The sequence below is a fragment of the Vogesella indigofera genome (assembly GCF_028548395.1).
Taxonomy (GTDB): Bacteria; Pseudomonadota; Gammaproteobacteria; order Burkholderiales; family Chromobacteriaceae; genus Vogesella; species Vogesella indigofera_A.
In genome coordinates this window covers 927,706-953,626 of sequence record NZ_JAQQLA010000004.1, presented here as the reverse complement: position 1 = coordinate 953,626, position 25,921 = coordinate 927,706, and the positions used below count along the sequence as shown (strand labels likewise).

The following is a 25,921-nucleotide window of genomic DNA, read 5'->3' as shown; positions in this document are numbered from 1 at the left end:
GGACACACGATGGAAAATCTCTCGGCAATACTTTATCTGGTCGCGGCGGTGCTGTTCATCCTGGCGCTGAAGGGGCTGTCGTCGCCCACCACCGCCATCCAGGGCAACCGCTACGGCGTGATCGGCATGCTGCTCGCGGTGGCCACCACCTTCATGGTGATGGACAAGCCGGTACTGGCGCTGATCATCGGCGCCATCGCCGCCGGCGGCGCCATCGGCGCCTGGAAGGCGAAGACGGTGCAGATGACCGGCATGCCGGAACTGGTGGCGGCGATGCACTCGCTGGTCGGCCTGTCCGCGGTGCTGATCGCGGTGGCCGCCATCTTCCACAGCGGTGTCGAGCACACCGCGGTGCAGAAGGTGGAGCTGTTCATCGGCGCCTTCATCGGCGCCATCACCTTCACCGCCTCGGTGATCGCCTACGGCAAGCTGTCCGGCAAGTTCGGCGCCAAGGCGATCAACTTCAGCGGCCAGCACCTGCTGAACCTGGTGCTGGCGCTGGCGATGGTCGGCTTCGGCGTGCTGTATTTCGTCAGCGACAGCCACGCCGCCTTCCTGGCGATGGTCGCCATCGCGCTGGTACTGGGTGTGACGCTGATCATCCCGATCGGCGGTGCCGACATGCCGGTGGTCGTGTCGATGCTCAACAGCTACTCCGGCTGGGCGGCGGCGGGTATCGGCTTCACGCTGAACAACCCGGTGCTGATCATCGCCGGCGCCTGCGTCGGCGCCTCCGGTGCCATCCTGTCCTACATCATGTGCAAGGCGATGAACCGCTCCATCGTCAGCGTGCTGCTCGGCGGCTTCGGTGCCGAGACCGCCAGCGGCGGCGGCAGTGACGCCGGCGGGCCGAAGCACTACAAGTCCGGCTCGGCCGAGGACGCCGCGTTCCTGATGGGCAACGCCGACAGCGTGATCATCGTGCCGGGCTACGGCCTGGCGGTATCGCGCGCGCAGCACGCGCTACAGGAGTTCGCCACGCTGCTCTCCGAGAAGGGCGTCAACGTGCGCTACGCCATCCACCCGGTAGCCGGGCGTATGCCGGGGCACATGAACGTGCTGCTGGCGGAAGCCGAGGTGCCGTACGAGCAAGTGCAGGAGATGGAGGAGATCAACTCCGACTTCGCCAACACCGACGTGGTGCTGGTGATCGGCGCCAACGACGTGGTCAACCCGGCGGCACAGAAGGACAAGGCCAGCCCGATCTATGGCATGCCTATCCTGGAAGCGCACAAGGCGCGCACCGTGATCGTGGTCAAGCGCTCGATGAACGCCGGCTACGCCGGTCTGGACAACGAGCTGTTCTATCTGGACAAGACCATGATGGTGTTCGGCGATGCCAAGAAGGTGGTGGAAGAGCTGGTAAAAGGCGGCGGCCACTGATGCCGCCCGCTGCGGCCAGGGTTGGCCGCAAACAAAACCCCCGTCGCGTGCCACGCGGCGGGGGTTTTTTCATGGCGCTGGCGGTGTGGGCACCGCGCGCTCAATGCAGCGCGACACCGTACAGGAACTGCCCGGCCGCCTCGCCCGGCGGCGGCGCCGACAGCAGCCGCATCCCCAGCCGCGCGCACAGGCGGTGTGCCGCCTGCTGGCTGTCGGCCACCGGCACGCGGATGTCGCGCACCTGGTAGTGGCCGAAGGCCAGCACCAGCATCCGTTCCACCGCCTCGGTGAACAGCCCCTGCCCCTGCCAGTCGCTGTGGCCCCAGAACTGCAGCAGCCACGACTCGTCCGGCTGGTGTTGCAGGCGCAGCCAGCCGACGACCTCGTCGCCCAGCCACAGCAGCGCCACCTTGCTGTCACCGCGCTGCCAGTTGCGCTGCACCTCGTAGCAGTAGCGCTCCACCAGCGCCACGTCCAGCACCGGCTGCGACCACGGCAGATCGGCGGCAAAGCCCTGCAACTCGTGCTGCGAGGCGACGATGGCCTGGAACAGCGCCGCGCCGTCGCCCGCCTGCGGCGCCACCAGCACCAGCCGCGGCGTGCGGATGCCATCCAGTAGCGGGTCAGACGGGGTAATCACTGCCATGACGGCCTCCTAGACTATGGATCGAGCTGGCTGGCCAGCAGCGCGACGATGCGGGCGCTGGCGCCACGATGCTGCGCGGTAAACGCGAGGCCGGCGTCGCGCATTGCCGCGCGCTGCGGCGCGTCGGCCAGCAATTGCAAGGCCAGCGCCACCAGGGCGCCGGCGTCGGTCACCTGCCGCGCGGCACCGGCGGCCAGCGCCAACTGGCTGGCCTCGGCAAAATTATAGGTCGACGGCCCCAATAACACCGGCACACCGATGCTGGCCGGCTCGATCAGGTTCTGCGCGCCGAAATCCAGCAGCGAGCCGCCGACAAAGGCGACATCGGCGGCGGCGTAATAGGCGAACAGCTCGCCCATGCTGTCGCCTATCCACACCTGCGTTTCACGTGAAACCGGCAGCGGGTCGCTGCGCCGCTGCACGGCAAAACCCTGCTCCGCCGCTAGCGCGGCGACGCCGGCGAAGCGCTCCGGATGACGCGGCACCAGCAGCAGCAAGGCGTCGCCCATCTTGGCCGCACGCCACGCCGCCAGGATCAGCGCTTCCTCGCGGTCGCGGGTGCTGGCGCACAGCCACACCGGCCGCTGGCCGATACGTTCGCGAAATGCTGCCCCCAGTGCCAGCTGCGCCGGCGGCGGCGTGAAGTCGTACTTGGTATTGCCGCACACGCGGATGTTGGCCGCGCCCAACGTCGCCAGCCGTGCGGCGTCGGCCTCGCTCTGCGCCGCCACCGCGCGCAACTGGCGCAGCGCCGGGCGGATCAGCGCGCCGATGCGGCGGTAGCCGCGCAGCGATTTTTCCGACAGCCGCGCATTGACCAGGAAGGCCGGTACACCGGCCTGCGCGCAGGCGTGCAACAGGTTGGGCCAGATCTCGGTTTCCATCAGGATCAGGCAGCGCGGCCGCAGCGCGGCGACAAAGCGGCGCATCACCCGCGCGTTGTCGTACGGCAGGTAGCGCACCTCGGCGTCGGGGTACAGCTGCTGCGCGGTGGCGCGCCCGGTCGGCGTCATCTGAGTGATGACGAAACGCGCCTGTGGATACTGTTCACGCAGCAAGGCCACCAGTGGCTGTGCCGCGCGCGTCTCGCCCACCGACACCGCGTGCAGCCAGATCACCTCGCCGCCCGCCTGCGGCAGCGCGTCGCCGAAGCGCTCGTCCCAGTGTTCGAGATAGGCCGGTGCCTGGCGCGCGCGTTTTCGCAGGTAGTGCTTGATCAGCGGCGTCGCCAGCGGCCACAGCAGGCTGTACAGCGCGCGCGCGATCATGCGCCGCGCACTCGCGCCAGCAGCGCCAGCACCGCGTCCACCGCCGGGATCTCGCCGGCACGGCCGATGTTGGCCGCCCGCGCGGTTTCCACCACCCCGGTCAGCGCCGGGTCGGTATCGGTATAGATCGCCACCAGCGGCACATCCAGCGCGTTGGCCAGGTGGGTCAGGCCGGTATCGACGCCGATCACCGCCGCGGCGTGGCCCAGCAGCGCCGCCGCCTCGCGCAGATTCATCTTCGGTGCCAGCACCGCGCCGGGAATGGCCGCGGCCAACCTTTGCGCGCGCTGCTGTTCCACCGCACTGCCCCACGGAATGACGATGGCCAGCCCCTGCCGCTGCAGTGCCTGCGCCAGCGCGATCCAGTGCGTCTCCGGCCACAGCTTGCTGTCGCGGCTGGTAGCGTGCAGCAGCACCGCGTAGTCACCGCCGGCCAGCCACGGCAGACGATCCCCACAGCGGATGCCGAATACCGGGGCGCCCTCGGGCCGGTAGCCGAAGGCAACGCCGAACAGCTGGCGGTTGCGCTCGATCGCCGACAGCTGGCGGCTGACCGCGTAGCGGCGGTCATAAAAACGGCTGGCCAGCGGTTCGCGGATGCTGGCGCGGTCGTAGCCGGCCAGCGGGCCGTTGGCCCAGCGTCCGGGAATGGCGCTCTTCAACAGCCCCTGCGCGTCCAGCACCAGTTCCCAGCGCGTGGTGGCCAGCGTGTGCCGCAGCGTCGCGATCTCGCGCCAGGTGGCGGCCTTGAACAGGTTCTTGCGCCAGCGTCGCCAGGCGATGGGGATGGTGCGGCTCACCAGAGGATGCAGACCGGGAATGTCGGCGAAGCCTTCTTCCGCCAGCCAGCTCACCGTCAGCTCCGGGCGGTGGCGTGCCAGATCGGTCAGTGCCGGCCAGGTGTGGATAAGGTCGCCCATCGACGATGTGCGCAGCAACAGGACGTTTTTCATGCGCCGGATTTTACGGGCAGCCCTGTGGTTAACCAAGTAAAATCAGGGCTACCGCTTTGTGGATAACTGGCAGTGGATAAATATCGTCAAAACTGTCCACAAGCTGTCCTGTGGCTGGCAGGCCCTTCAAAGACCCAGCGCCCAACAAGCCAAACTGTTGAAAACATTGCTAAATAGCGGGTTATCCACAGAAAAGTGTCCACTACATCAGTATCTTCATATTTAAAATAGGCAAACAATGAAAAGATGAGGTGCAGCCTAAAACGGCTGGACACACGGTTTGCGTCATTGCTGACAAGAGATTGTGGATAAGCGGGCAGCGCGGCAAGATGGCAAAATTGTCCACAACTGATGCACGCCATTCCAGCTGCGGCAACGACAAGCTAGGCGATAGTGCAAGTCGTTGAAAAAAATGGTCTTTAACGTGTTATCCACAGACCGGCACTGCCTTCTACTATCCTTATCCTTTATATAACTAGAAAGTACTAGAAAGAATGTCGCGCCAACTTAGCGTGGTTCTGATCACCAAAAATGCCGAAGCGCTGCTGGAAAAATGTCTGCAAAGCTGCGCCTTTGCCGACGAGATCGTGGTGGTGGATTCGGGGAGCACCGACAGGACATTGGCAATAGCCTCTGCCTATAAGGCAAAAGTTATCCACCAAACGTGGCTGGGATTCGGTCCGCAGAAGCAATTCGCGGTACAGCAGGCCAGCCACGACTGGGTGCTGTGTCTGGATGCCGACGAGTGGTTATCAGAAAAATTACGCCATGAAATCAGCAGCTTGCTGCACAATCCGGCACTTGGTGCCTACCGCTTCGCGCGCAGCAACAAGTTCATGGGCCGTTTTTTGAAGTTTGGCGAAGGCTATCCCGATTACAGCCTGCGGCTGTTCGACCGCCGGCAGGCACGCTGGTCCGACGACGTAGTGCACGAGTACGTGATCGCCAATGGCGAAGTCGGCACCCTGGGCGGTGACCTGATGCACGAATCCGGCGAAGACATCGCGCTGTACCTCGGTAAACAGAACCGCTACACCAGCCTGCAGGCAGAAACGCTGTATCAGCGCGGGAAAAAGGCGGGCATCGCCAAGCTGCTGCTCAGCCCGCTGCTGCGCTTCGTGAAGTTTTACCTGCTGCGGCAGGGGTTTCGCGACGGCCTGCCCGGACTTGTCCACATCAGCATTGGCTGCTTCAACAGTTATCTCAAATACGCGAAGCTGATCGAGCTGCACCGGCTTCGCCCACAGGAAAAATGACGATGAAAGTACTGGTCACCGGCGCCGCCGGTTTCATTGGCCGCGCGGTATGTGAAAAACTGCTGGATCGCGGCGATGTGCAAGTGATCGCTGTGGATAACCTCAACGACTACTACGCGGTGGCGCTGAAACACGCGCGTCTGGCCACGCTGCAGGGTCGTGCCGGCTTCGTTTTCCACAAGCTGGACATCGCGGACTGGGCCGCCCTCGACGCGCTGTTTGCCGCCGAGCGCCCGGACTACGTGATCCACCTCGCCGCCCAGGCTGGGGTGCGCTACAGCATCGACAACCCGCACGTCTACGCGCAGAGCAACCTGGTCGGCCATACCAACATCCTCGAAGCCTGCCGCCGCCACCCGGTACAGCACCTGGTGTTCGCCAGCTCCTCCAGCGTCTACGGCAAGAACGCCAAGGTGCCGTTCAGCGAGGACGATCGCGTCGACGAGCCGGTCAGCTTCTACGCCGCCACCAAGAAGGCCAACGAGGTGATGGCACACAGCTACGCCCACCTGTACCAGCTGCCGGTCACCGGCCTGCGCTTCTTCACCGTCTACGGCCCGTGGGGCCGCCCGGACATGGCGCCGTGGCTGTTTACCGAGGCCATCCTCAACGGCGACCCGATCAAGGTGTTCAACCACGGCCAGATGCAGCGCGATTTCACCTTCATCGACGACATCGTCGAGGGCGTGCTGCGGGTGATGGTGCATCCGGCCAGCGGTGACGTGCCGTTCGCGGTGTTCAACATCGGCAACCACAACCCGGTGCCGCTGATGGCCTTCATCGAGGCCACCGAAGCCGCCTGCGGCCGCGAAGCCGTCAAGCAATACCTGCCGATGCAGGACGGCGACGTGCCGGTCACCTACGCCGACACCGCGCGGCTGCGCGATGCGGTCGGTTTCTCGCCGGACACGCCGCTGCGCGACGGCATGCAGGCGTTTGTCGACTGGTATCGCGGTTACCACCAGTGTTGAGCGTTCTCCAGCGCAACGGCGACCTTGCACCCCGCCGCTGGCCGGCGGCCGCGGCGTCACTCGCGCTGTATCGTGGCTGGCGGCCCGTAAACCGGCCGCCAGCGCCCGCTGCCGTCGTCAACACCTCGTGCTGACGGAAGCGCACGCCAGGCACGTGGCGGGCGGCTGTGGCGCCGTGCTACCGCCTTGCCGCGTCATCCTGCTGCTACCGCCGGTGTGACGGCCAGGCTTGCCCACCGTTGGCCGCGCCGTTGCCGATGGCACCTGCAACGGTTTGCCGCCGCGACGATGCGGCAATTTTTGCGCCACGGTCTAAGCTGAACTGATGAATTTTCCAGCACGGGAGGCGGCAATCATGGATACCGGGCATCACGAACTGACCGAGCTGTTTGCACAGCTCGGACTGGACAACAGCACCAAGGCGATCAACCAGTTTGTACAGAGCCATCCGCTGCCGGAACAGGTGGTGCTGGCGGAGGCGCCGTTCTGGAGCGCGAGCCAGGCCGCGTTCCTGCGCCAGTCGCTGGACTGCGACGCGGAATGGTCGGACGCGGTCGATACCCTGGCGACTCTGCTGCAGCAACGCGGCTGACGCCACCATCCGGCGCGGATGACGGCCGGCGCCGAGGCGGCAATAAATGACAGCCAGATCAACGGCTTGCCGGCGGCTGCGGCCAACGTTTGGTGTCGCGGCGGCATGGTCTATGCTGGGTTATAACGCTGCCCGAGGAGCCCGTCATGATGATCGCCCGCTGGAGTATCGAGGCCAAGTTTGGCCACAAACCGGAAGTCATCGCCGAGATGCAGCGCTGGCTGCGCGACATCGGCTCGCAGGTCGGCTGGACGCCGCAGCGCGTGCGGCTGCTGACCGGCTCGATCGGCGTCAAGGAGTCCACCATCCAGTCCGAAATCGAGATCGCCGATCTGGCCGAGCTGGATGCGGCCTGGAGCAAGCTGGGCGCCCTGCCCGACCACGCCGCGTGGAGCAAGGCGCTGGAGCCGCACGTGGTGTCCGGCACCCAGCGCTGGGAAATCCTGCGCGTCATCGGCTAAGAACCTGCACGATCTGCTGCGAATGATCGCTAAATGGGCGGGACCGCGTTGAAAACGGCTTCGGCATGCGGGTTGATATCCGGATAAACGCCGCTTCCCCAGCCGTTTTCGCCTTGCCTCGTTCTGGCTCGCGAGATCGTGAACACGTTCTAGCCGCCACCCACCGCATCAGCACCCGGGGATGACCGCGCGTCGTCCCCCGGTCGGGTAGTGTTGCGGCCAACGTTGGCCGCAACATCGATCCCACCCAAGTACCTGATTCTGCTATCATTCCGCGCCTTGCCCCCACCCACCGCAGGAAGTATTCATGAGTCTGTTGCCGCACCAGGTTGAGCTGTTGTCCCCCGCCAAGAACATCGACATCGGCCGCGAGGCGATTTTGCACGGTGCGGACGCGGTCTATATCGGCGGGCCGAGCTTTGGCGCGCGGCACAACGCCTGTAACAGCGTGGCGGAGATCGCCGAGCTGGTGCAGTTTGCCCACCGCTACCACGCGCGCATCTTCACCACGCTCAACACCATCCTGCACGACGCCGAGCTGGACGCCGCGCGCACGCTGATCTGGCAATTGTACGACGCGGGTGTCGACGCGCTGATCGTGCAGGATATGGGCATCCTGCAGCTGGACCTGCCGCCGATTCAGCTGCACGCCTCCACCCAGTGCGACATCCGCGACGCCGCCAAGGCGCGCTTTCTGTCCGATGCCGGCTTTTCGCAGGTGGTGCTGGCGCGCGAGCTGACCATCCCGCAAATCCGTGCCATTGCAGACAACGTCGGCGATAGTGCCACCATCGAATACTTCATCCACGGCGCGCTGTGCGTGGCCTTCTCCGGCCAGTGCTACATCAGCCACGCCGACAACGGCCGCAGCGCCAACCGTGGCGATTGCTCGCAAGCCTGTCGCCTGCCGTACACCCTCACCGACGAAAAAGGCGGCGTGGTCGCCTTCGACAAGCACCTGCTGTCGATGAAGGACAACAACCAGAGCCGCAACCTCGAAGCGCTGCTCGACGCCGGCGTGCGCTCGCTGAAAATCGAAGGCCGCTACAAGGACGTCAGCTACGTCAAGAACATCACCGCCCACTACCGCCTGCTGCTCGACGAAATCATCGAGCGCCGGCCGGAACTGGCGCCCGCCTCCAGCGGCAGCAGCGAAATCTACTTCGCGCCCGATCCGGACAAGACCTTCCACCGCGGTGCCACCGACTACTTCGCCACCGGCCGCAAGATCGACATCGGCGCCTTCGACTCGCCGAAATTCGTCGGCGTCGAGCTGGGCAGCGTGCACTGGGTCGGCGACAACTGGCTGGAGATCGCCACCGCCGACAGCATGGCCAACGGCGATGGCATCAACTACATGAAGAAGCGCGAAGTTGTCGGCATGCAGCTCAACACCGTGCAGCAGATCGGCCACGTGCCGGGCGGCGAGCTGCTGTGGCGCTGCGTGCCCAACGACCCGGCGGTGCTGGCCGGCCTCAAGCCCGGCACCCGCATCAGCCGCAACCGCGATCACGCGTGGGAGCTGTCGCTGCTGAAAAAATCGGCAGAACGCCGCATCGGCGTGTGGCTGAATCTGGACCAGACCGCCGACGGCCTGGCGCTGACCGTCACCGACGAGGACGGCTGTAGCGCCACCGCCCACGCGCCACTGGCGCTGGAGCCGGCCAAGGACGCCGTCCGCGCCGAAGCCAGCCTGCGCGACGCCGTCGCCAAGCTCGGCAACACCCTGTTCGTGGCCAACGACGTGGCGCTGAACCTGGCGCAGCCGTGGTTCGTGCCGTCATCGGTGATCAACGCGCTGCGCCGCGACGCGGTGGAAAAACTGGAAGCCGCAAGGTTGGCCGCATGGCCGCGCCAGCCGCGCAAGGCGCCCGTCGAGCCGCCGGTACCGTATCCGGAAAAAAACCTCAGCTACCTCGCCAACGTCTACAACGCCAAGGCCTGGGATTTCTACAAGGTGCACGGCGTGGAAGTCATCGAGCCGGCCTACGAGGCGCACCAGGAAGAAGGCGAAGTCAGCCTGATGATCACCAAGCACTGCCTGCGCTTCTCCTACAACCTGTGTCCGAAGCAGGCCAAGGGCGTGAAGGGCGTGATGGGCCAGGTGCGCGCCGACCCGATGGTGCTGAAATCCGGCGACGAGACCTACACCCTGAAATTCGAATGCCGCCCGTGCGAGATGCACGTGATGGGCAAGATGAAGAAGCACATCCTGAAATCGCCTCCACCGAGCGAGATCCCGGCGACGGCGCCGATTACCTTCTTCAAGCAGCGGCCTGCTTCGTGAGCTAGCGGATGATTGATGCGGCCAACCTTGGCCGCAGGAGTTCTCCTTTAACAAACAACAAGGGCAAGCCAGTCGGCTTGCCCTTTTGTCATAATGGGAGGTGTCTTGTTGCCGCCAAAGCTCCGGCCGATCACCTCATCAAAGCGACTACCCATGCCAAAGTTCAACCTTTACCCAACCCAGGCACTCATCATCAGCCTTATCTGTTTTGGCCTGCCTACGCTGACATCCCTACAAATCGTCAGCGCAGGATTCCCCATGCTTACGCTCAGCGATGACAGCAATGCCGGCATGATCCTCATTGAGCTGATACTTGCCGCCACCGCCTTGCTCTATCTACGGGCACAGGGTTTTGACATTGCCGACCTTTACCCTCGACCAAGCTGGCGCAGCACACTGGCCGGATTGCTGCTAACCGTAATTGCTTGGCTGGCCAGCGGACTGATAACTTCGGGGGTAGCGAGTCTCACACACATTGCCGGTCAGCACGGTATGAGCCGCTTCTCCTTTGCGGAGCTGTCGCTCGTGTCTATCGTATGTTTTGCCATGATCAACGGCACCTTCGAGGAAGTCTTCCTACTAGGCGTGCTGGCTCGCGGTCTACATCATCAAGGTCCGTCGCTGGCCCTGGGCATATCGCTGCTGGTACGCATGCTTTATCACCTGTATCAAGGGCCGCTGGGCGTGGTATGGGTACTCACCTTCGGGTTGACACTCAGTATTGCCTATCTCTGGAAACGAACGCTATGGCCTCCGGTGCTGGCGCATATCCTGTGGGATATCGTGCCCTTCTTTCACCAGGGGTGAGGCTGCTGCTGATGCACTAGCAGAGCAGCAGGCTAGCATTTGCCAGCAGGGTGGATTCATCTGTGCCACATGAAACAACAAGGGCAAGTGGTAAACACAGGCAGGCCCTAAGAAGAGATCCCACATGAGCCGATCATTGCTACTACTACTGTTGTTCGGGAGCCAGATGTTGGCCGCACAAGAAATATCCCCGCTGGGGGAACAGGATATCGCCGCCCTCAATGCTCAGCGCCAATTGGTCCAATACTTCCTGCCGGCGGGTGATCACTCCACTGTACCCAGCAAGCTCGGCGCCTTGCGTGCCTTGCTGGACGCTAGGCAATTCCGCCTCGACCAGACATACGAACTACAGGCGATGGGCGTGGTACTGGGGGATGTGTTCGTCCAAGAATTGGAATTCAAGTGGGTGATGGTTAGTGATGAATATGGTCGTGACCCAGCGCTGCAATACCAGAACTCCTCCCTCCTGCTGTTCCCGCTAACCATGATCTCCAAACGCATTGAGAGTGGGGAAACTGTCGATGTTTTTACGCTTTACAACGGCATAGCAGATCACACCAGACAGCGTATCCAGGCTCTGCAATAAGCATGACCTTTAGTCGTACAGTCATGAGAAATGCAGCACAGTAGGTTGGGCTGAGCTTGCGAAGCCCAACGTTTACCTCGATTGACAAAAAAAGTTGGCCACAAGCTGTCATGCTTTGTGGACAACCTTGCTTACGATGCCGCGATGTAACGATCCGGCCGGTGATAAAAGCCGATCACCAGACTCATCGCGGCGGCGCCGATCAGCGAGCCGATCAGTTGCGGCAGGCTGCAGAGCAGCAATGATGCCAGCAGGATCAAGAGGTCGATGCCGAATTGCAGCTTGCCGGCGCGCAGGCCGTAGCGTTGCTGCACGTACAGCGCCAGGATGTTGATGCCGCCGACGCTGGCCTTGTGGCGGAATAGCGCGATCAGGCCCATGCCGAGCAGCAGCTCGCCCAAGAGGCCGGTGGAGTACGGGTTGAGGGTGCCGGCAAACGGGAACAGCTCGCGGCATTGCGTGGACAGCAGTGACACCAGCGCGACGCAGACAAAGGTGCGCACGGTGAAGGCCGCGCCCATGTGGCGCAGCGCCAGCCAGTAGAACGGCAGGTTGATCAGGAAGAACAGCCAGCCAAACGGCGCGAGGCCCTGGTAGTGCAGCAAAAAGGCGATGCCGGCGGTGCCGCCGGTGAGCAGGCCGGCCTGCACGAACATGGCCATGCCGAAGCCGATGAAGGTGGTGCCGATCAGGATGGCGAGCAGGTCTTCTGCCCGGCTGTGTGCCAGCGGATTGTGTCCGCTTGTCAGGCGCGTGGTGTCGGTAGTCATGTGGATACCGTTTGGGGGAATTGTCAGAAACGGCGCACCGGGTAAGGGCGCCGCACCGGTAGCCGTCGCAGCAAGAAGCCTGCCAGCCAAGCGGCGGGCGACGCGTGGCGTTGAGCGGTTGTGCGCCTTGTGGTGGGGCAAAATGCCGCACCGGCCGCGGCGCTTGCACCCGCATGGTGCCGGCCGCTGCTTTCGGCCAACCTTGGCCGCTGTCTTGCAGGCGCCGGCGACACCAGCCGGAATGCCGCCGCATTTCGTGCTACAACGGCAGCATCCGCCCTTTCTCTTGCCGTGCCGATCATGGATTTTTTGCGCCGCTTTTTCCTGCGTCACTACCGCGATCCCTACACCCGCTTTTCGCTGCTGATGTGTGTGCTGATGCTGGCCTTGCTGCTGCTGGTGTGGCTGTTCGGGCTGGACACGCCGGCGCATGAGCCGGCGCCGTTGCCGCCGCCGGCGACCATCGGCGTGCCGGTGTAGTCGCTGCGGCACGCGGCCTTGCTTGCCAGCCGGCGATGATGGCGGGATCATCGGTGGCTTACTTCGGGGGGTGATGCGATGAACGGGCTGTTATTGGCGCTGGCGTTTGTGATGGGAGTGGTGGTGCCGCTGCAGGCGGCGATCAATCACCAGCTGAAGCTGCTGATCGGCGGCAGCCCAGTGCTGGCGGCGCTGGTGTCGTTTGCCGTCGGCAGCGTGACGCTGACCATCGCCGCGCTGCTGACCGGGCAGAAGTGGGTCGGCCTCGCCGCCCTGCCGCGTGCGGAATGGTGGATGCTGACCGGTGGCGCGCTGGGGGCGCTGTTCGTGTTCGGCACCACGCTGCTGGCGCCACGGCTGGGGGTGGCGGTGATGCTGTCGCTGATCATCGCCGGCCAGGTGTGTGCGTCGCTGTTGTTCGACCGTTACGGCTGGCTGGGGATGCCGCTGAAGGAGATCAACAGCTGGCGCCTGGCTGGCGCGCTGCTGGTGGTGGCCGGGGTGCTGCTGGTGAATCTGGGCGACCGCATCGGCAAGTAACGGGTGGCGTGGCGTTTCATGTGAAACCGTGGCGGTGAGTCGGACCGTGGCCGCTCCGGCAGCGCCGGCCGACAAACAGCACAATGGCAACAGCGGATTGCGTTACAATCCGCTGTTTTTCATTGCGGCGGCAGAAATGCTGCCGAATCAGGGTTTTAAGGAATCAGTGTGGCCGATATCGAGCGCCTCGATACGTGGGTAAAGTACAAGAACGGCCTGTGCAGCGACTGCATGGGCAGCTGTTGCAGCATGCCGGTGGAAGTGAAGCTGCCGGATCTGGTGCGCATCGGCGTGGTGGACGAGTTCGAGCTGGAAGAACCGATCAAGAACATCGCCAAACGTCTGGAAAAGCAGCGCATCATCCAGCATTTCAACTTCAAGAACGGTATTTTCACACTGACGCAACGCGCCAACGGCGATTGCCAGTATCTGGACCAGAAAACCCGGCTGTGCAGCATCTACGCGCTGCGGCCGAATACCTGCCGCAATCACCCGCAGGTCGGCCCGCGGCCGGGGTTTTGCGCCTACACCCGTAATCCGCAGCATGGCCGCAAGGTGAGTATATGAGCGACAAACAAAGCAACAATCCGCTGCACGGCGTGACGCTGGAAGCGATGCTGACCGAGCTGCACGCCCACTACGGCTGGGATGGTCTCGCCAGCCGCATTGCGGTGCGCTGTTTCAGCCACGAGCCGAGCATCAAGTCCAGCCTCGCCTTCCTGCGCCGCACGCCGTGGGCGCGCGACAAGGTGGAGGCGCTGTACCTGCAGCTGAAGAAGCCGAAGCGCAGCCTGGCGCCGAAGGCGGCCACCGCGCGCGCGCCGGCCGGCCAGGGCGCGTCCAGGGCGCCGACCATCCTGTTTGCCCGCAAGACGCCGCCGACCGACGACGCCTGAGCCGGCTGCCGGCAAACCATCCGGCCGCGACACGCGTCGCGGCTTTTTCACGCAAGGAGCCGCCGATGACCGTGCCCGCCGTATTGCTCGATGCCCGTGGCCTGATCGCCGCACAACGCCAGTTTGCCGACGAGCGCGACTGGCAGCGTTTCCACACCCCGCGCAACCTGATGCTGGCGCTGACCGGCGAGGTCGGCGAGCTGGCGGAACTGTTCCAGTGGCGTAGCGACGCCGAGGCGGCGGCGATGGCGAGCGAGCCGCAGGCCTTCGAGCGGCTGCAGGAGGAAATCGCCGACGTGATGATGTACCTGGTGCGGCTGGCCGATGTCTGCGGCGTCGATCTCGACCACGCGTTGCAGGACAAGCTGCAAAAGAATGCGCTGAAATATCCGGCCGCCGGGCGGGAATAAATTGCCACAGTTTTGCCGTAGCTCACGGATGTTATTTATAGAAAGCAGCGGCAATTGATAATTCAATACTTTTCTATCCGGCGCGACGCCGGCAAGCAAACATGCCGTTGGCTTAGCCTGTGCTAAGCTGGCCGATTGTGTTTGCCGCCAGATCCCGACCGATGAACCAAGCCGACACGCTGTCTTTCCACGCCGCCTCGCCATCTGCCACCCGTCTGCAACAGCTGTACGCGGCGCTGCCCTACCCGGTGCTGCTGTTTGACGGGCACGGGCAGCTGGAATTTGCCAATCATGCCGCACAGTGCTGTCCCGATGCGCAGCCGGCGCTGCAACAGCTGGCCGCCGGCGCCACGCTGGCGACGGTGACGCTGCCCGGGCTGAGCGCCGACAGCTTCGCCCAGGTGCTGGCCACGGCCGCGCCGCAGAGCATGGAGCTGAGCCTGCCGCAGGCCGATGGCCGGCCGGGACACTACCAGATCACGCTGACGCCGCTGTGCGACGCCAGCGGCAAGGTGGACGGCGTGCTGCAGACCCGCCACGACGTCACCCGCCAGCGCCAGGAAGCGCAGCGCCTGCAGTTGCTGCAGGGCCACCTGCTGGAGATGGCGCACCGCGACGCGCTGACCAATCTCGCTAATCGCCGCTATCTGGAACTGAAACTGGAAAGGTTGGCCGCAGACAGCGCGTCCAGCCTGTGCGCGCTGCTGTTCATCGATCTCGACCGCTTCAAGCCGATCAACGACGCCCACGGTCACGACACCGGCGACGCGGTGCTGTCGGCGATTGCCGCGCGGCTGAAGCAGGCCTTGCGCGGTACCGACCTGCTGGCGCGCATCGGCGGCGACGAGTTTGCCATCCTGCTGGAAGGCGTCACCGAGAGCGGCGCGCGCGCGGTGGCCGGCAAGATCATCCAGGCACTGGACGAGCCGTTTGCCGAGCTGTCGCCCCCGAACCGGCTCGGCCTGTCGGTCGGCATCTGCCTGTTCAAGAGCGGCGCGACGATGCCGGCCGAGGTGCTGGCCGAGGCCGATCAGGCGATGTACCGCGCCAAGCGCCGTGGCGGCCGCCAGTTCGAGCTGCAGCAGCTGTAAGCCGACCACGCCACGACAAAACGGCCACCCGCGTTTGCCGGTGGCCGTTGTTGTTTCACATGAAACGCAAGGGGTTGATGCCCCACTTTTCCGGCGCCTCGTGGCGCACGATCTTGTCGCCGCCGCCAAAGCCCAGCGGCCGCGACAGGTCGATGATTTCCGGCTGCAAATAGGTATTGCTCTTGCTGCTGAACATCACCTTGATCTTCGGTGTCAGCAGGTTGCTGTCGTGCTGCTCGATCACCACCCCCAGCTTGCCGGATTCCAGCAACACCAGCGTGCCGACCGGGTAGATGCCGACGCAGCGCATGAAGGCCTGCACCAGCTTGGGGTCGAAGTGGTATTTCGACCATTCGAAGATCTTGCGCAGCGCATCGGTCGGCGCCATGCCCTTGTGATAGCAGCGATCGGCGGTGATGGCGTCGTAGACGTCGACGATGGCCGCCATCTTGGCCAGCGTGCTGATGGTGTCGCCGTTCAGTTTGTGCGGGTAGCCGCTACCGTCGACACGTTCGTGGTGATGCAGGGTGATGTCGAGCGGAATCTCGCCGATGCCCTCGGTGCGGCTGAGGATGTCGAAACCGTCGCGCGGGTGGCGCTTGATGATGTCGAACTCGTCCTCGGTCAGCCGCCCCGGCTTGTTGAGGACCTCGTCCGGCACCAGCGCCTTGCCGGTGTCGTGCAGGATGCCGCCCAGCCCGGCGAGGTGGATGGTTTCCATGTCCATGCCCACCGAGCGGCAGAAGGCGATCATCAGCGTGCCGACGCTGACCGAATGCAGGAAGGTGTAGTCGTCCTTGTTCTTGATGCGCAGCAGCGTCAGCAGTGCGCCGCTGTTGCTGAGCACCGATTCGGTGATCGATTCGATCATCGGCTCGACCTGCTCCAGCTCCACCGCCCGCCCCAGGCGCACATCCTGCATCACGGTCTTGACCAGCGCGTGCGCCTGGCTCTTGATGCGGTTGGCGCGGCCCAGCTCCTCGGCAAACGACAGCGTGATGATCGGTGCCGGCTTGCCGGTGACCGCCTCGATCATCTGCTGCTGCAAGCTGGCGTTGACCTCGTCCACGCTGCGCGCATGGCTGACGTCCAGACCCTTTTCGGTATCGATGTAAATCTCGTGAATACCGGCTTCGACGATCTTGGCGATTTCGTCATCGCTCTTGATCAGGAAGCGCTTGCGGAAAAAAGGATGAGAGGTCCAGTCGCAGTTCAGGTCATGCACATACATGCCGATCTTGACGTCGGCAATATCAATACACTTGATCATGGCGTGGTTTTCTTGGCGTCTGCTCAGGAAAAATGTTTTAAAAACAGTGCTTAAGCCGATGTTGGCAGTACGGTGGCCGGCGCATGGTGATCCACGACAAGTTTGTGCCACAAAGCTTATCCGCCGATTATGGCGGCAATCGGCGATGCAAATAGGGTTTTATTTGTATTGATACTGGTTATCATTATTTTATTCAAATAAATAGTGATTAATAATAATTTTGGCAATTTACCAATGAAAATTGGTGCATTTTTTCTTATTCCGCGCTGGCGATAGTCAATTTTCATGCAAGTCGATATTCTAGGTATAACGACTTAACAATAAAGCCGGATAACGCGAGCTACAGGAGTGCAGGGCATGACGCAGAGTACACGTTGGGGGCATCTGGGGAACCGTATCATCGGCGTTGCCGCGGTGGCGGTGGCGGTCGGTTTTGCGGTGATGATCGCCATCATCGCCAAGCAAAGTTATGACGCCGCAGTCGAGCAGGGTAACCAGCTGGCTTCGGAGCAGGCCGGCCGCGTGGCGGACAGTGTCGAGGCCAAGCTGGCCAACGGCTTCGCCATTCCGCGCAGCATGGCCGCCAGCGTGCAGGGGCTGCAGCGCGCGCAGGCGGTGGAGCGCAAGGTTGTCGACAACATCCTGCTCAGCTCGCTGGACAATACGCCGGGCATCATCGGCGCGTGGATGATCTGGGAGCCGAACGCGCTGGACGGTCGCGACGACGAATTCCGCCGCGACTGGCCGAAGCACGACCCGACCGGGCGCTACACGCCGTACCTGACGCGCGGTGGCGACGGCAAGGCAGCGCTGGACGTGATGATGTCGAGCGACCGGGTGGCAAAATTCCCGGAGTGGCAGGACAGGCTCACCGAGTACGCACCGGACTATGAAAAATCCGGCTGGGGCGATTTCTACTTCGTGCCGAAATCGCGCGGCCGCGACACCATCACCGAGCCGTTCTTCTACGACGTGCAGGGCAAGCAGGTGCTGGAAAGCTCGCTGGCGGTGGTGATGAAGGACGCGTCCGGCAAGATGCTGGGGGTGTCCGCCGTCGATCTGGCGCTGGACGACCTGCAGAAGCAGTTCGGCGCCATCCGCCTGTATGACACCGGCTATGTACGCATGGTGTCCGAGGGCGGCCTGTTCGTGGTCAACCCGCAGCCGGAGCTGGTCGGCAAGGCGGTGGCCAGTGGCGATCCGCTTGCGGCCAACCTCGACAAGATCAGGAAGGGCGAGCGCTTCGTCTACGAAGACGGCGGTTTTACCCACTTCTTCTACCCGATCAAGGTGGCGGACAGCGGCCAGTTCTGGGCCGCGGGCGTCAGCGTGCCGACCGCGGCGATTACCGCCACCGCCAACAGCCAGCGCAATACCGCCATCGTGGTCGGCGTCATCGCGCTGGCGCTGATCATCCTGGTGCTGACGCTGCTGATCCGTACCCTGACGCGGCCGCTGAACACGCTGGCGGAAACCATGGAGCAGTTCGCCAGCGGCAAGGGCGACCTGACGCTGCGCCTCACCGTCAGCAACCGTGACGAAATCGGCCGCACCGCCGCCGCCTTCAACCGCTTCATCGAGAGCCTGCGCGAGATGTTCATCGAGGTGCGCGAGCAGAGCCTGGCGGTGAGCCGTTCCGCCGGCCAGCTGGCCGACTCCGCGGTGCAGGTGGAACAGTCGTCGGCGCAGCAGTCGGACGCCGCCAGCGCCACCGCCGCCGGCGTGGAGCAGGTCACCGTCAGCGTGCACCATATCGCCGATACCGCGATGCTGGCCGAGAGCATGGCGCGCGAAACCGGCGTGCTGACCGAGCACAGCGTGGCGACGGTAGACAAGGTCACCGGTGAGATCCAGCGCATGACCAGCAATATGCAGGCGCTGGCCGGACGCATGGGCGCGCTGGGTGCGCGTTCGGCGGAGGTCAGCACCATTGTCGGCGTGATCAAGGATATTGCCGATCAGACCAACCTGCTGGCGTTGAATGCCGCCATCGAGGCGGCGCGCGCCGGCGAACAGGGGCGCGGCTTTGCGGTGGTGGCGGACGAGGTGCGCAACCTCGCCGGTCGCACCGCCGAGGCCACGGTGCAGATCAGCCGCATCGTCAACGCCATCAGCAGCGAGACCAACGACGCGGTGGACGAGGTGAAGCGCAGTACCGAGCTGGTGTCGGTCAGCGTCGGCATCGCCGAGGAGGCCAACGTGGCGATGAAGGGCGTGTACGAGAAAAGCGTCGATCTGGTAGACAACATCGGCGATATCGCGTCGTCGACGCGGGAGCAGTCGAACGCCACCTCGGAAATCGCGCAGAACGTGGAGCGCATCAGCACCATGGCGCAGTCCAACAGCGAAGTGGCGCGCGAGGTACGCGCCGCGGTGGAGCAGCTGCGCGAGCAGTCCGCCAGCCTGGAAGCGCTGGTCGGCAATTTCCGTCTCTGAGCACCACCCGCCGTCCCCGCAACGCCGTCCGTCATGGGCGGCGTTTTTTTATTGCCCGCTTTGGCCTGACAGCGCGCGGTGATTTTCGTATAATCCGCCGGTTTGCTTTGCGAGACCCGCCATGTCGCCCTTACCCTGCCCGCTTCCTTGCCCCGCCGCGCTGTCTGCGCGTCGCCAGGCGTTGCCGGTACGGGGTCGACACGACGCCGGGCCGCTGCATTGATATATAAAGAAGCTCCTGATCCGGCATCAGGGGCTTTTTTTTCAGCCATTGATTCTGTTATTGCCAAAGGTGACCGCCATGCCCAACCCGCTTTATCGCAAGCACATCATTTCGATACCGGATTTCACGCGCGAGGAACTGGAACTGGTCGTGCAGACGGCGGCACAACTGAAGGCCGCGCCGCGTGGTGACCTGCTGAAGGACCGCCTGCTGGCGACCTGCTTCTTCGAGCCGTCGACCCGTACCCGGCTGTCGTTCGAGACCGCGGTGCAGCGCCTGGGCGGCAACGTGATCGGCTTTGCCGACGGCGCCAACACCTCGGCGAAGAAGGGCGAGACGCTGGCCGACACCGTGCGCATCATCAGCTCCTACACCGACGCCATCATCATGCGCCATCCGAAGGAAGGCGCCGCGCGCGTGGCCAGCGAGTTCTCCAGCGTGCCCATCATCAACGGCGGCGACGGGGCCAACCAGCACCCGTCGCAGACGCTGCTCGACCTGTTCACACTGCAGGAAACCCAGGGCCGTCTCGACAACCTGACGGTGGCCTTTGTCGGTGACCTGAAATACGGCCGCACCGTGCATTCGCTGGCGCAGGCGCTGTCGCTGTTCGGCGCCAAGTTCTACTTCGTCGGCCCCGAGGCACTGGCGATGCCGGACTACCTGTGCGAGGAGCTGGACGAGCGCGGCATCAGCTACAGCATCGCCGCCACCATCGAGGAAGTGATCCCGCACATCGACATCCTGTATATGACCCGCGTGCAGCGCGAGCGCTTCGACGAGGCCGAGTACAAGAAGATCCAGGGTCAGTTCGTGCTGCGTGCCGACATGCTGCGCAGCGCCCGCCCGAACATGAAGATCCTGCACCCGCTGCCACGGGTGGACGAGATCACCACCGACGTCGACGCCACGCCGCACGCCTACTACTTCGAGCAGGCGAAAAACGGTGTCTACGCCCGCCAGGCGCTGCTGTCGCTGGTCCTCAACGAAACGGTGTGAAAGGAAAAACCATGACTGAAAAAGTGTATGCCCGCAATGTCGAGGCGCTGAAATCCGGCACCGTGATCGACCACATTCCGGCCGGCCAGGGCCTGCGCATCCTGCGCCTGTTCCAGCTGGCGGAATACCGCGAGCGCGTCACCGTCGGCCTCAACCTGCCCAGCGGCCACATGGGCAGCAAGGACCTGATCAAGGTTGAGAACGTGGTGCTGAGCGAGGAACAGGCCAACGAGCTGGCGCTGTTTGCGCCGCGCGGCACCGTCAGCGTGATCGAGGATTTTGCCGTGGTACGCAAGCAGAAGCTGGCGATCCCGGACACGGTGGAAGGCATTTTTGCCTGCCCCAACTCCAACTGCGTGTCGCACGTGGAGCCGGTGCAGAGCCACTTCAGCGTGCGCGTCACCGAGCACGACACCAAGATGAAGTGCAAGTACTGCGAGAAGGTGTTCAGCAAGGACATCGTGGTCGACGTGCGCTAAGCCTGCCGGTGTCGGCAGCGGGCGGTCGCGGGCAGCCGCTGCCGCCTTTTTCATGCTTGCGGCCAACCTTGACCACCGGTGACGGGAACTCGCCGCCGCGGCGCGGCTTCCAAGCACTTATTTGTCTTGTGGAGAACATCATGTGGCGTCCCCTGCTGCTGGCCGCGCTCGGCCTGCCCCTGTTGCTGGCCTGTAGTGACGAACAGGTCGGCAAGCTGCAACAAGACGCGTCCGCCGCCATCGGCGTGGCCGGTGCCAAACTGCAGCAGGCCAGCGCGCCGCTGGCCGAGATCAAGCAGCAGGCGGCCACGGCGTTGGACAAGGCCGGCACGCTGGCCGGGGAGCTGCAGCCCAAGGTGCAGCAGCAGGTGGACGAACTGAAGCAGCAGGCCGGCGCGGTACGCGAGGTGGTGAGCGCGTGGCAGGGCAAGGGCGACTGGACGGTGCTGGAAAAGCAGGTCGGCCAGTATCCGCGCGACAGCGGCCTGTTCGACAAGCCGCCGCTGGCAGCACCGCTGGCGGCGCTGCTGGGCAAGGACCTGGCCAAGTTCAAGCGCTTCATGGACACCCAGAGTCCGCTGCAGCAGGACCGGCTGCTGTTCGTCACCGGCAACAAGCGCCACGCGGCGCAGGATGGCGCCGCCTACCTGCTGATCGACGTGTCGCAGCGCAGGCTGGAGGCGGGGCTGATCGAGAACGGCCTGCTCAAGGTCTACGCCAGCGAGGGCACACCGTTGCAGCCGCCGGCCGAGGTGCGCACCTTCATCGGCAATCTGCAGCGGCAGTAAGCGGCGCCGGCGCAAGGTTGGCCGCAATGAAAAACGCCACGACCGGGGTCGTGGCGTTGTGCTGTCGGCGCGTGGTTCAGCGTTTGCGCTTCAAGGACTTCTTGGCGTAGAAGGTCTTGCTGGCGGCCTTGCGGCGGGGGCTGCTCTTCAGCTGGCGATCCAGTTCCGGCAACAGGCGGCCGGCGACGTTCATGCGTCGCGACAGCTCCTGCGCGCTGGCGATCTGCTCCGGCTTCATCTCGTGCTGCAGCTGGTTCAGCTTGCTGGCGGCCAGCGCATTGCCCTGCGCCCGTGCCAGGTTGTGCAGCGCGTAGGCCAGCACCTCGTTGTGCGGGATGCCCTGGTAGCTGTAGGCGGTGTAGGCATGGCCGAGGCTGTTCAGCGCGTCGACCTGGTACTTGGCGGCGGCCTTGCGATACCAGCTCAGCGCCAGTTTCAGGTCGCGCGACACGCCCTGGCCATTTTCGTACAGGCTGCCGAGCTGGAATTGCGCTTCGGCGTTGCCCTGCTTGGCGGCCTTGGTGTACCACTGCGCGGCGTCGAAATAGTCCTGCTCCACGCCCTGGCCCTGACGGAACAGGTTGCCGAGGCTGGCCTGGGCGCCGGCATGGCCCTGCTCTGCCGCCTTGCGCAACCACAGCGCGGCCTGGCTGGCGTCCTGCGGCACGCCCTTGCCCTGTGCGTACAGCTGGCCGAGGTTGGCCTGCGCGTTCATGTCGCCCTGCTCGGCGGCCTTTTGATACCACTGGGTGGCGTCGCTGAGGCTCTGCGTGACTTCCACGCCCTGCTCATACAGCTGGCCGAGCGCGTTCTGCGCCTGCAGGTGATCCTGCGCCGCGGCTTTCTGGTACCAGCTGGCGGCTTCCGCCAGATCCGGGTTCACGCCGTTGCCCTTCTCGTACAGCTCGCCCAGGCCGTACTGCGCCTCGGCATCGCCCTGCTCGGCGGCCTTGCGATACCAGCTGGCGGCTTGCAGCTCGGCACCCTTCTGGTACCACTGCAGCGCCTGCGCCGGGTCTTTCGGCACGCCGCGACCGCTCTGATACAGGCTGGCCAGTGCCGTCTGCGCATTGGTGTGGCCCTGCTCGGCGGCCTTGCGATACCAGTTGGCCGCCAGCGCAAGATTGCGTGGTGTACCGCGACCGTTCTGGTGCAGCACCGCTAGTGCGTATTGGGCGTCGGCGATGCCCTGCTCGGCGGCACGGCCGAACCAGGTTGCGGCGGCGGCCAGATCCTGCGGCATGCCCTGGCCGTTCTGGTACATCAGACCCAGTGCGTGCTGCGCCGGGGCGTAGCCCTGCTGCGCGGCCTTGTGCTGCCACTGCGCGGCATCGATCAGGTTGCGCGGTACGCCTTTGCCGGTGAGCAGCAGGTTGGCGTAGTGGTACTGCGCCTCGGCGCTGCCCTGTTCGGCGGCGCGGCGGTACAGCACCGCCGCCTGATTGCTGTTTTGTGCCACGCCGACGCCGTTCTGCGAGATCTGCGCCAGCTGGGTGCGCGCCAGCGCGTTGCCCTGCCGTGCCGCCTGCTGGAACAGGCTGGATGCCTGCGCCAGATCCTGCGGCACGCCGCGGCCGTACTGGTACATCAGGCCGAGGCTGGTCTGCGCGGCGATACTGCCTTGGGCCGCGGCTTTTTGGTACCAGCTAACGGCGGTGGCGTAGTCCTGACGCACTCCGAGGCCGTTTTCATACAGGCCACCCAGCTTGTACTGGGCGTCGACATTCCCCTGCACCGCGGCCTTGTCATACCAGCGGGCAGCCTCGGCCAGATCCGGAACCACGCCCTGGCCCTTGCGGTACATCTCGGCCAGCAGCAGCTGAACGCGCGGATTGCCCTGCTCGCCGACCGGGGTCAGCTCTTGCAAGGCGGTGGCAAAATCCCCTTTGCCATAGGCAAGACGGCCTTCTTTCAGACCTGCCATCGCGGGCGCAGCCAGCAGCATGCTGGTCAGAAGGACGGAAGTAGCAAAATGTCTGTTCATGTGCGTTTCTTCATTTTGTAGAGAGGCCGTGCCGATCGTGTGCGGGTAATGAAACCTGATCCGCGCGGGGTAACATTTTATTCTGCATGATTAACGGCTAGTTTAACGGCTAATCATAAGCTGTTAAAGGATTGTCCATGCCGCGCCGCGGGTATTTGATAGCAAAGTGTTGCAGCCGTGGTGTCCGGCACGGTTTCGTCATGACTTTGCGCTTGATCGTGGCATGAGTCACCCGCTAGCGGTGCGCCGGCGCAGCAATGTGGTGCCGCCGCGCGCGGCCACGGCTGCGCGATGATAAGGATGCCGTCCGGGCGCAACCTTGTCCATGATCAGGCAATGGCGACACTGCGGCCAACTTTCATTGCTTTGACATAAACGGCGCCGCCGATTTGCTGCGGAAAAGCGCGCCAGCCTCACCTATGATGAAATCTCGGCGCCGGTTGCGCCGCTGCCGGATGGCTGGGTGACAGCACAGGGGGGCATCATGTTTGACAGTCGGTTCTACTTTACCGGAGCGACGATCCTGGCGGTGCTGTCCACGCTGGCCGCCGCCTGGACGCTATTGATGTTCTCCGTGCTGCTGATCTTTGTCGGGCTGTGGCAGGCCGACCGCGAGCAGATCCGCGAGCTCTCCCCCAGCACCGCGGTGATGTTCGTGATGCAGGACGACAGCTCCCCGCGCTCGCTCGACGATTTCATCGGCCACCACCTGATGTTCTACCAGGACGGCATCCCGGTCTATCGCGACCTGTTCGACGGCGATCACTACTGGCAGCTGCTGGAAGCCGACAGCAAGGCGCAAAGCGGCGACGACATCATCCGCGTGTTCCCCGGCGTCAGCTACCGGCGCAAAGCCTGATTTTGCGCCATCGCCACAAGCAAGGGCTGCCGTTTTGCTGTCCGGCGCCAAGCTTGGCCGCAAGGCGCTGCCGGCTTGACGCCGTTCCACGTGAAACTCCTTACCGACTCGGCCTGCGTATTGCCGGTGAATGAAGCATCGTCCCCTGGAATTCATTCATGCTGCCACTGCGCCCCGCCCTGCTCGCCACTGCCCTCGTTGCGGCCAACCTTGCGCATGCCGATGTGCCGGTCGGTGCGCCGTTTACGCGGGAGCAGCAGCGCTTGATTCAGCTGTCGAGTGACACTGAACCTGACAATCAAGGCGATGATCTACAGCATTTTTTCACTTTCCTTGTCATGTACATCTGTAGATGAGGCTAAATATGAGAGCTCAACAGCTAAAAGCCCTGGTCAGTCGTGGTGCCGCTGTAGATCCCCCACCGCTGCAAACTACTTGATGGCATCGAATAGCCGCTCGGATTCGACAATCATGTTTTTTCCCTGCTCCGGCTTGCCGTTCATTTTGTACAGCCAGCCCAGCCCGTTCAATGCAACGGCGTATGCGTAATGCTGCTTCCCGACATTGGCGGCGAAGAGGTCCAGCGCTTGTAGATAATAGCGCTCGGATATTTCCACATGACGCAGATACTGATGAGCATCGGCCAACTCGCGCAACACGATAGCCTGGTGCAAAGGGCTGCTGTTCGTACTTCCCTGTTCAGCTGCCAGCACCTCCTCAAATAGTGGAATCGCACGGTTGTAGTGTTTGCTGTTGATATAGTTGGCAGCAAGACGTGCTTTGGTCACCCGTATCGATGGATGGGTAGCTGGCATGATTTGTTGCTTGAGTGTCAGGGTCTGTTGCAAATACTGCTCGGCAGTAGACCAGTCTTTCTTGCGATCATAAAGCGTGCCGAGGTTATGCAAGCTTTCGGCTACCTCGGGGCTGCTTTCTCCCGCAAGACTCTTGCGCATGGTAAGCGCCTGCTCATGTAACCGAATGGCTTCGCGGTAATTAGCGGTGTACTGGCGTAACAAGGCCAGATTGTTCAATGACTCTGCGACAAGCAGATGCTGCGGTCCCAGCAGCTGTATGCGCAGGGCAAGGGCCTGTGTGCCTACAGGGTCTGCCTCTTTGTAGCGGCTGCTGTCCCGCAGAATTTCGAACCATGCATCTAGCAGGTCGGCATACAGTAGAGAGTCGGCTGGTACGGCTTGTGGGCCGTACAGCAGGGATTGCAGCAAGGCGCCTGCTTCCTGATAGCGATCCTTATGTAGCCAGCTGCGGGCAAGGTCTCGCTGTGCCTGCCAGCGGGCGGGCTGGTCGGTGGCGCTGGCAAGCGCCGCTTCTGCCTGTTGGGTGGCTTGCTGGTAATTGCCCTGCCGCAGCAGGTCGTCAACACTGTCGGCATGGCAGGCAATGGCGAAAAGCAGGGGGATGACGGGACGGAAAATGTGCATATGGGCAGCCCAGGGTTATGTGCTTGCAGTCAGAAATTATCCGG

Annotated in this window: 28 protein-coding genes; 20 read left to right on the top strand and 8 right to left on the bottom strand. The window is 63.6% G+C overall.

Annotation, left to right across the window (positions count from 1 at the left end; translation table 11 throughout):
• Positions 1–9 precede the first annotated feature (9 nt).
• Positions 10–1,383, top strand: coding sequence for an NAD(P)(+) transhydrogenase (Re/Si-specific) subunit beta (locus tag PQU89_RS10305; protein WP_272765736.1), 1,374 nt, complete (start codon positions 10–12; stop codon positions 1,381–1,383).
• Between the two features lie 100 nt (positions 1,384–1,483).
• Here PQU89_RS10305 and PQU89_RS10300 read toward each other — a convergent pair whose 3' ends face one another.
• Genes PQU89_RS10300 through waaC form a run of 3 tightly spaced genes read right to left on the bottom strand, consistent with a single transcriptional unit; the run spans position 1,484 to position 4,250 of the window.
• Positions 1,484–2,029, bottom strand: coding sequence for a GNAT family N-acetyltransferase (locus PQU89_RS10300; RefSeq protein ID WP_272765735.1), 546 nt, complete (start codon positions 2,027–2,029; stop codon positions 1,484–1,486).
• Positions 2,030–2,043: 14 nt separating this feature from the next.
• Positions 2,044–3,297: a lipid IV(A) 3-deoxy-D-manno-octulosonic acid transferase gene (waaA, locus tag PQU89_RS10295; RefSeq protein ID WP_272765734.1), complete on the bottom strand. Its 1,254-nt coding sequence runs from the start codon at positions 3,295–3,297 to the stop codon at positions 2,044–2,046.
• Positions 3,294–4,250, bottom strand: coding sequence for a lipopolysaccharide heptosyltransferase I (gene waaC, locus PQU89_RS10290; RefSeq protein ID WP_272765733.1), 957 nt, complete (start codon positions 4,248–4,250; stop codon positions 3,294–3,296). The genes waaA and waaC overlap by 4 nt, the downstream gene beginning before the upstream one ends.
• Positions 4,251–4,744: 494 nt before the next feature.
• On the opposite strand from waaC, the gene PQU89_RS10285 reads away from it, so the two are divergent.
• From PQU89_RS10285 to PQU89_RS10255, 7 genes are all read left to right on the top strand, one after another.
• A complete protein-coding gene (locus tag PQU89_RS10285) occupies positions 4,745–5,506 on the top strand; it encodes a glycosyltransferase family 2 protein (RefSeq protein WP_272765732.1) in 762 nt (253 codons plus the stop codon).
• Positions 5,507–5,508: 2 nt separating this feature from the next.
• Positions 5,509–6,477 carry an NAD-dependent epimerase gene (locus tag PQU89_RS10280; RefSeq protein WP_272765731.1) on the top strand — a complete coding sequence of 323 codons (969 nt, stop codon included), beginning with the start codon at positions 5,509–5,511 and terminating at the stop codon, positions 6,475–6,477.
• Between the two features lie 355 nt (positions 6,478–6,832).
• Positions 6,833–7,069 (top strand): DUF2789 domain-containing protein, encoded by a 237-nt coding sequence (locus tag PQU89_RS10275; RefSeq protein WP_272765730.1) that lies wholly within the window; start codon positions 6,833–6,835, stop codon positions 7,067–7,069.
• Between the two features lie 146 nt (positions 7,070–7,215).
• Positions 7,216–7,530 (top strand): hypothetical protein, encoded by a 315-nt coding sequence (locus tag PQU89_RS10270; RefSeq protein ID WP_272765729.1) that lies wholly within the window; start codon positions 7,216–7,218, stop codon positions 7,528–7,530.
• Positions 7,531–7,837: 307 nt separating this feature from the next.
• Positions 7,838–9,817 carry a peptidase U32 family protein gene (locus PQU89_RS10265; protein WP_272765728.1) on the top strand — a complete coding sequence of 660 codons (1,980 nt, stop codon included), beginning with the start codon at positions 7,838–7,840 and terminating at the stop codon, positions 9,815–9,817.
• A gap of 153 nt (positions 9,818–9,970) precedes the next feature.
• Positions 9,971–10,624: a CPBP family intramembrane glutamic endopeptidase gene (locus PQU89_RS10260; RefSeq protein WP_272765727.1), complete on the top strand. Its 654-nt coding sequence runs from the start codon at positions 9,971–9,973 to the stop codon at positions 10,622–10,624.
• A 124-nt stretch (positions 10,625–10,748) separates the two neighbouring features.
• Complete coding sequence (locus tag PQU89_RS10255; protein ID WP_272765726.1) at positions 10,749–11,210, top strand: DUF3806 domain-containing protein; 462 nt, start codon at positions 10,749–10,751, stop codon at positions 11,208–11,210.
• A gap of 131 nt (positions 11,211–11,341) precedes the next feature.
• On the opposite strand, the gene PQU89_RS10250 is transcribed toward PQU89_RS10255, so the two are convergent.
• Entirely contained in the window at positions 11,342–11,980 is a 639-nt protein-coding gene (locus PQU89_RS10250; protein ID WP_272765725.1) for a YitT family protein, read from the bottom strand.
• Between the two features lie 300 nt (positions 11,981–12,280).
• On the opposite strand from PQU89_RS10250, the gene PQU89_RS10245 reads away from it, so the two are divergent.
• From PQU89_RS10245 to PQU89_RS10220, 6 genes are all read left to right on the top strand, one after another.
• Entirely contained in the window at positions 12,281–12,460 is a 180-nt protein-coding gene (locus PQU89_RS10245; protein WP_272765724.1) for a hypothetical protein, read from the top strand.
• A gap of 78 nt (positions 12,461–12,538) precedes the next feature.
• A complete protein-coding gene (locus PQU89_RS10240) occupies positions 12,539–13,000 on the top strand; it encodes a DMT family transporter (protein ID WP_272765723.1) in 462 nt (153 codons plus the stop codon).
• A 168-nt stretch (positions 13,001–13,168) separates the two neighbouring features.
• A complete protein-coding gene (locus PQU89_RS10235) occupies positions 13,169–13,567 on the top strand; it encodes a YkgJ family cysteine cluster protein (protein ID WP_272765722.1) in 399 nt (132 codons plus the stop codon).
• Positions 13,564–13,896, top strand: a complete 333-nt coding sequence (locus PQU89_RS10230; protein WP_272765721.1) for a VF530 family protein — start codon at positions 13,564–13,566, stop codon at positions 13,894–13,896. Before PQU89_RS10235 ends, PQU89_RS10230 begins: the two co-directional genes overlap by 4 nt.
• Before the next feature lie 65 nt (positions 13,897–13,961).
• Positions 13,962–14,306 (top strand): nucleotide pyrophosphohydrolase, encoded by a 345-nt coding sequence (locus PQU89_RS10225; protein WP_272765720.1) that lies wholly within the window; start codon positions 13,962–13,964, stop codon positions 14,304–14,306.
• A 161-nt stretch (positions 14,307–14,467) separates the two neighbouring features.
• Positions 14,468–15,397, top strand: coding sequence for a GGDEF domain-containing protein (locus tag PQU89_RS10220; RefSeq protein WP_272765719.1), 930 nt, complete (start codon positions 14,468–14,470; stop codon positions 15,395–15,397).
• 55 nt (positions 15,398–15,452) lie between these two features.
• Here PQU89_RS10220 and PQU89_RS10215 read toward each other — a convergent pair whose 3' ends face one another.
• Positions 15,453–16,667, bottom strand: a complete 1,215-nt coding sequence (locus PQU89_RS10215; RefSeq protein ID WP_272765718.1) for an HD-GYP domain-containing protein — start codon at positions 16,665–16,667, stop codon at positions 15,453–15,455.
• A 116-nt stretch (positions 16,668–16,783) separates the two neighbouring features.
• Positions 16,784–16,954, bottom strand: a complete 171-nt coding sequence (locus tag PQU89_RS10210) for a hypothetical protein (RefSeq protein ID WP_272765717.1) — start codon at positions 16,952–16,954, stop codon at positions 16,784–16,786.
• Positions 16,955–17,024: 70 nt separating this feature from the next.
• Here PQU89_RS10210 and PQU89_RS10205 point away from each other — a divergent pair, with 70 nt between their 5' ends.
• The 4 genes from PQU89_RS10205 to PQU89_RS10190 all read left to right on the top strand — a co-directional run bounded on the left by PQU89_RS10205 (position 17,025) and on the right by PQU89_RS10190 (position 21,592).
• Positions 17,025–19,103: a methyl-accepting chemotaxis protein gene (locus tag PQU89_RS10205; protein ID WP_272765716.1), complete on the top strand. Its 2,079-nt coding sequence runs from the start codon at positions 17,025–17,027 to the stop codon at positions 19,101–19,103.
• Between the two features lie 301 nt (positions 19,104–19,404).
• The gene (gene pyrB, locus PQU89_RS10200; protein WP_047968249.1) at positions 19,405–20,325 is read left to right on the top strand and encodes an aspartate carbamoyltransferase; all 921 of its coding nucleotides are present in this window, start codon (positions 19,405–19,407) and stop codon (positions 20,323–20,325) included.
• An 11-nt stretch (positions 20,326–20,336) separates the two neighbouring features.
• On the top strand, positions 20,337–20,804 hold the full coding sequence (gene pyrI / locus PQU89_RS10195; RefSeq protein WP_189374787.1) for an aspartate carbamoyltransferase regulatory subunit: 468 nt from the start codon (positions 20,337–20,339) through the stop codon (positions 20,802–20,804).
• Between the two features lie 140 nt (positions 20,805–20,944).
• Complete coding sequence (locus PQU89_RS10190; RefSeq protein WP_272765715.1) at positions 20,945–21,592, top strand: Ivy family c-type lysozyme inhibitor; 648 nt, start codon at positions 20,945–20,947, stop codon at positions 21,590–21,592.
• A gap of 76 nt (positions 21,593–21,668) precedes the next feature.
• Here PQU89_RS10190 and PQU89_RS10185 read toward each other — a convergent pair whose 3' ends face one another.
• Entirely contained in the window at positions 21,669–23,576 is a 1,908-nt protein-coding gene (locus tag PQU89_RS10185; RefSeq protein WP_272765714.1) for an SEL1-like repeat protein, read from the bottom strand.
• Positions 23,577–24,060: 484 nt separating this feature from the next.
• On the opposite strand from PQU89_RS10185, the gene PQU89_RS10180 reads away from it, so the two are divergent.
• Together PQU89_RS10180 and PQU89_RS10175 are read left to right on the top strand one after the other, a co-directional pair.
• Entirely contained in the window at positions 24,061–24,435 is a 375-nt protein-coding gene (locus tag PQU89_RS10180) for a hypothetical protein (protein WP_272756201.1), read from the top strand.
• A gap of 158 nt (positions 24,436–24,593) precedes the next feature.
• Positions 24,594–24,791, top strand: coding sequence for a hypothetical protein (locus tag PQU89_RS10175; protein WP_272765713.1), 198 nt, complete (start codon positions 24,594–24,596; stop codon positions 24,789–24,791).
• Positions 24,792–24,866: 75 nt separating this feature from the next.
• On the opposite strand, the gene PQU89_RS10170 is transcribed toward PQU89_RS10175, so the two are convergent.
• Positions 24,867–25,877 carry a tetratricopeptide repeat protein gene (locus PQU89_RS10170; protein WP_272765712.1) on the bottom strand — a complete coding sequence of 337 codons (1,011 nt, stop codon included), beginning with the start codon at positions 25,875–25,877 and terminating at the stop codon, positions 24,867–24,869.
• Positions 25,878–25,921 lie beyond the last annotated feature (44 nt).

What these genes read in the sequence shown, in the direction of transcription:
- PQU89_RS10305 (WP_272765736.1), top strand. Translation starts at nt 10, where the DNA reads ATGGAAAATCTCTCGGCAATACTTTATCTGGTCGCGGCGGTGCTGTTC.
- PQU89_RS10300 (WP_272765735.1), bottom strand. Translation starts at nt 2,029, where the DNA reads ATGGCAGTGATTACCCCGTCTGACCCGCTACTGGATGGCATCCGCACG.
- waaA (WP_272765734.1), bottom strand. Translation starts at nt 3,297, where the DNA reads ATGATCGCGCGCGCGCTGTACAGCCTGCTGTGGCCGCTGGCGACGCCG.
- waaC (WP_272765733.1), bottom strand. Translation starts at nt 4,250, where the DNA reads ATGAAAAACGTCCTGTTGCTGCGCACATCGTCGATGGGCGACCTTATC.
- PQU89_RS10285 (WP_272765732.1), top strand. Translation starts at nt 4,745, where the DNA reads ATGTCGCGCCAACTTAGCGTGGTTCTGATCACCAAAAATGCCGAAGCG.
- PQU89_RS10280 (WP_272765731.1), top strand. Translation starts at nt 5,509, where the DNA reads ATGAAAGTACTGGTCACCGGCGCCGCCGGTTTCATTGGCCGCGCGGTA.
- PQU89_RS10275 (WP_272765730.1), top strand. Translation starts at nt 6,833, where the DNA reads ATGGATACCGGGCATCACGAACTGACCGAGCTGTTTGCACAGCTCGGA.
- PQU89_RS10270 (WP_272765729.1), top strand. Translation starts at nt 7,216, where the DNA reads ATGATGATCGCCCGCTGGAGTATCGAGGCCAAGTTTGGCCACAAACCG.
- PQU89_RS10265 (WP_272765728.1), top strand. Translation starts at nt 7,838, where the DNA reads ATGAGTCTGTTGCCGCACCAGGTTGAGCTGTTGTCCCCCGCCAAGAAC.
- PQU89_RS10260 (WP_272765727.1), top strand. Translation starts at nt 9,971, where the DNA reads ATGCCAAAGTTCAACCTTTACCCAACCCAGGCACTCATCATCAGCCTT.
- PQU89_RS10255 (WP_272765726.1), top strand. Translation starts at nt 10,749, where the DNA reads ATGAGCCGATCATTGCTACTACTACTGTTGTTCGGGAGCCAGATGTTG.
- PQU89_RS10250 (WP_272765725.1), bottom strand. Translation starts at nt 11,980, where the DNA reads ATGACTACCGACACCACGCGCCTGACAAGCGGACACAATCCGCTGGCA.
- PQU89_RS10245 (WP_272765724.1), top strand. Translation starts at nt 12,281, where the DNA reads ATGGATTTTTTGCGCCGCTTTTTCCTGCGTCACTACCGCGATCCCTAC.
- PQU89_RS10240 (WP_272765723.1), top strand. Translation starts at nt 12,539, where the DNA reads ATGAACGGGCTGTTATTGGCGCTGGCGTTTGTGATGGGAGTGGTGGTG.
- PQU89_RS10230 (WP_272765721.1), top strand. Translation starts at nt 13,564, where the DNA reads ATGAGCGACAAACAAAGCAACAATCCGCTGCACGGCGTGACGCTGGAA.
- PQU89_RS10225 (WP_272765720.1), top strand. Translation starts at nt 13,962, where the DNA reads ATGACCGTGCCCGCCGTATTGCTCGATGCCCGTGGCCTGATCGCCGCA.
- PQU89_RS10220 (WP_272765719.1), top strand. Translation starts at nt 14,468, where the DNA reads ATGAACCAAGCCGACACGCTGTCTTTCCACGCCGCCTCGCCATCTGCC.
- PQU89_RS10215 (WP_272765718.1), bottom strand. Translation starts at nt 16,667, where the DNA reads ATGATCAAGTGTATTGATATTGCCGACGTCAAGATCGGCATGTATGTG.
- PQU89_RS10210 (WP_272765717.1), bottom strand. Translation starts at nt 16,954, where the DNA reads ATGAAAATTGACTATCGCCAGCGCGGAATAAGAAAAAATGCACCAATT.
- PQU89_RS10205 (WP_272765716.1), top strand. Translation starts at nt 17,025, where the DNA reads ATGACGCAGAGTACACGTTGGGGGCATCTGGGGAACCGTATCATCGGC.
- pyrB (WP_047968249.1), top strand. Translation starts at nt 19,405, where the DNA reads ATGCCCAACCCGCTTTATCGCAAGCACATCATTTCGATACCGGATTTC.
- pyrI (WP_189374787.1), top strand. Translation starts at nt 20,337, where the DNA reads ATGACTGAAAAAGTGTATGCCCGCAATGTCGAGGCGCTGAAATCCGGC.
- PQU89_RS10190 (WP_272765715.1), top strand. Translation starts at nt 20,945, where the DNA reads ATGTGGCGTCCCCTGCTGCTGGCCGCGCTCGGCCTGCCCCTGTTGCTG.
- PQU89_RS10185 (WP_272765714.1), bottom strand. Translation starts at nt 23,576, where the DNA reads ATGAACAGACATTTTGCTACTTCCGTCCTTCTGACCAGCATGCTGCTG.
- PQU89_RS10180 (WP_272756201.1), top strand. Translation starts at nt 24,061, where the DNA reads ATGTTTGACAGTCGGTTCTACTTTACCGGAGCGACGATCCTGGCGGTG.
- PQU89_RS10175 (WP_272765713.1), top strand. Translation starts at nt 24,594, where the DNA reads ATGCTGCCACTGCGCCCCGCCCTGCTCGCCACTGCCCTCGTTGCGGCC.
- PQU89_RS10170 (WP_272765712.1), bottom strand. Translation starts at nt 25,877, where the DNA reads ATGCACATTTTCCGTCCCGTCATCCCCCTGCTTTTCGCCATTGCCTGC.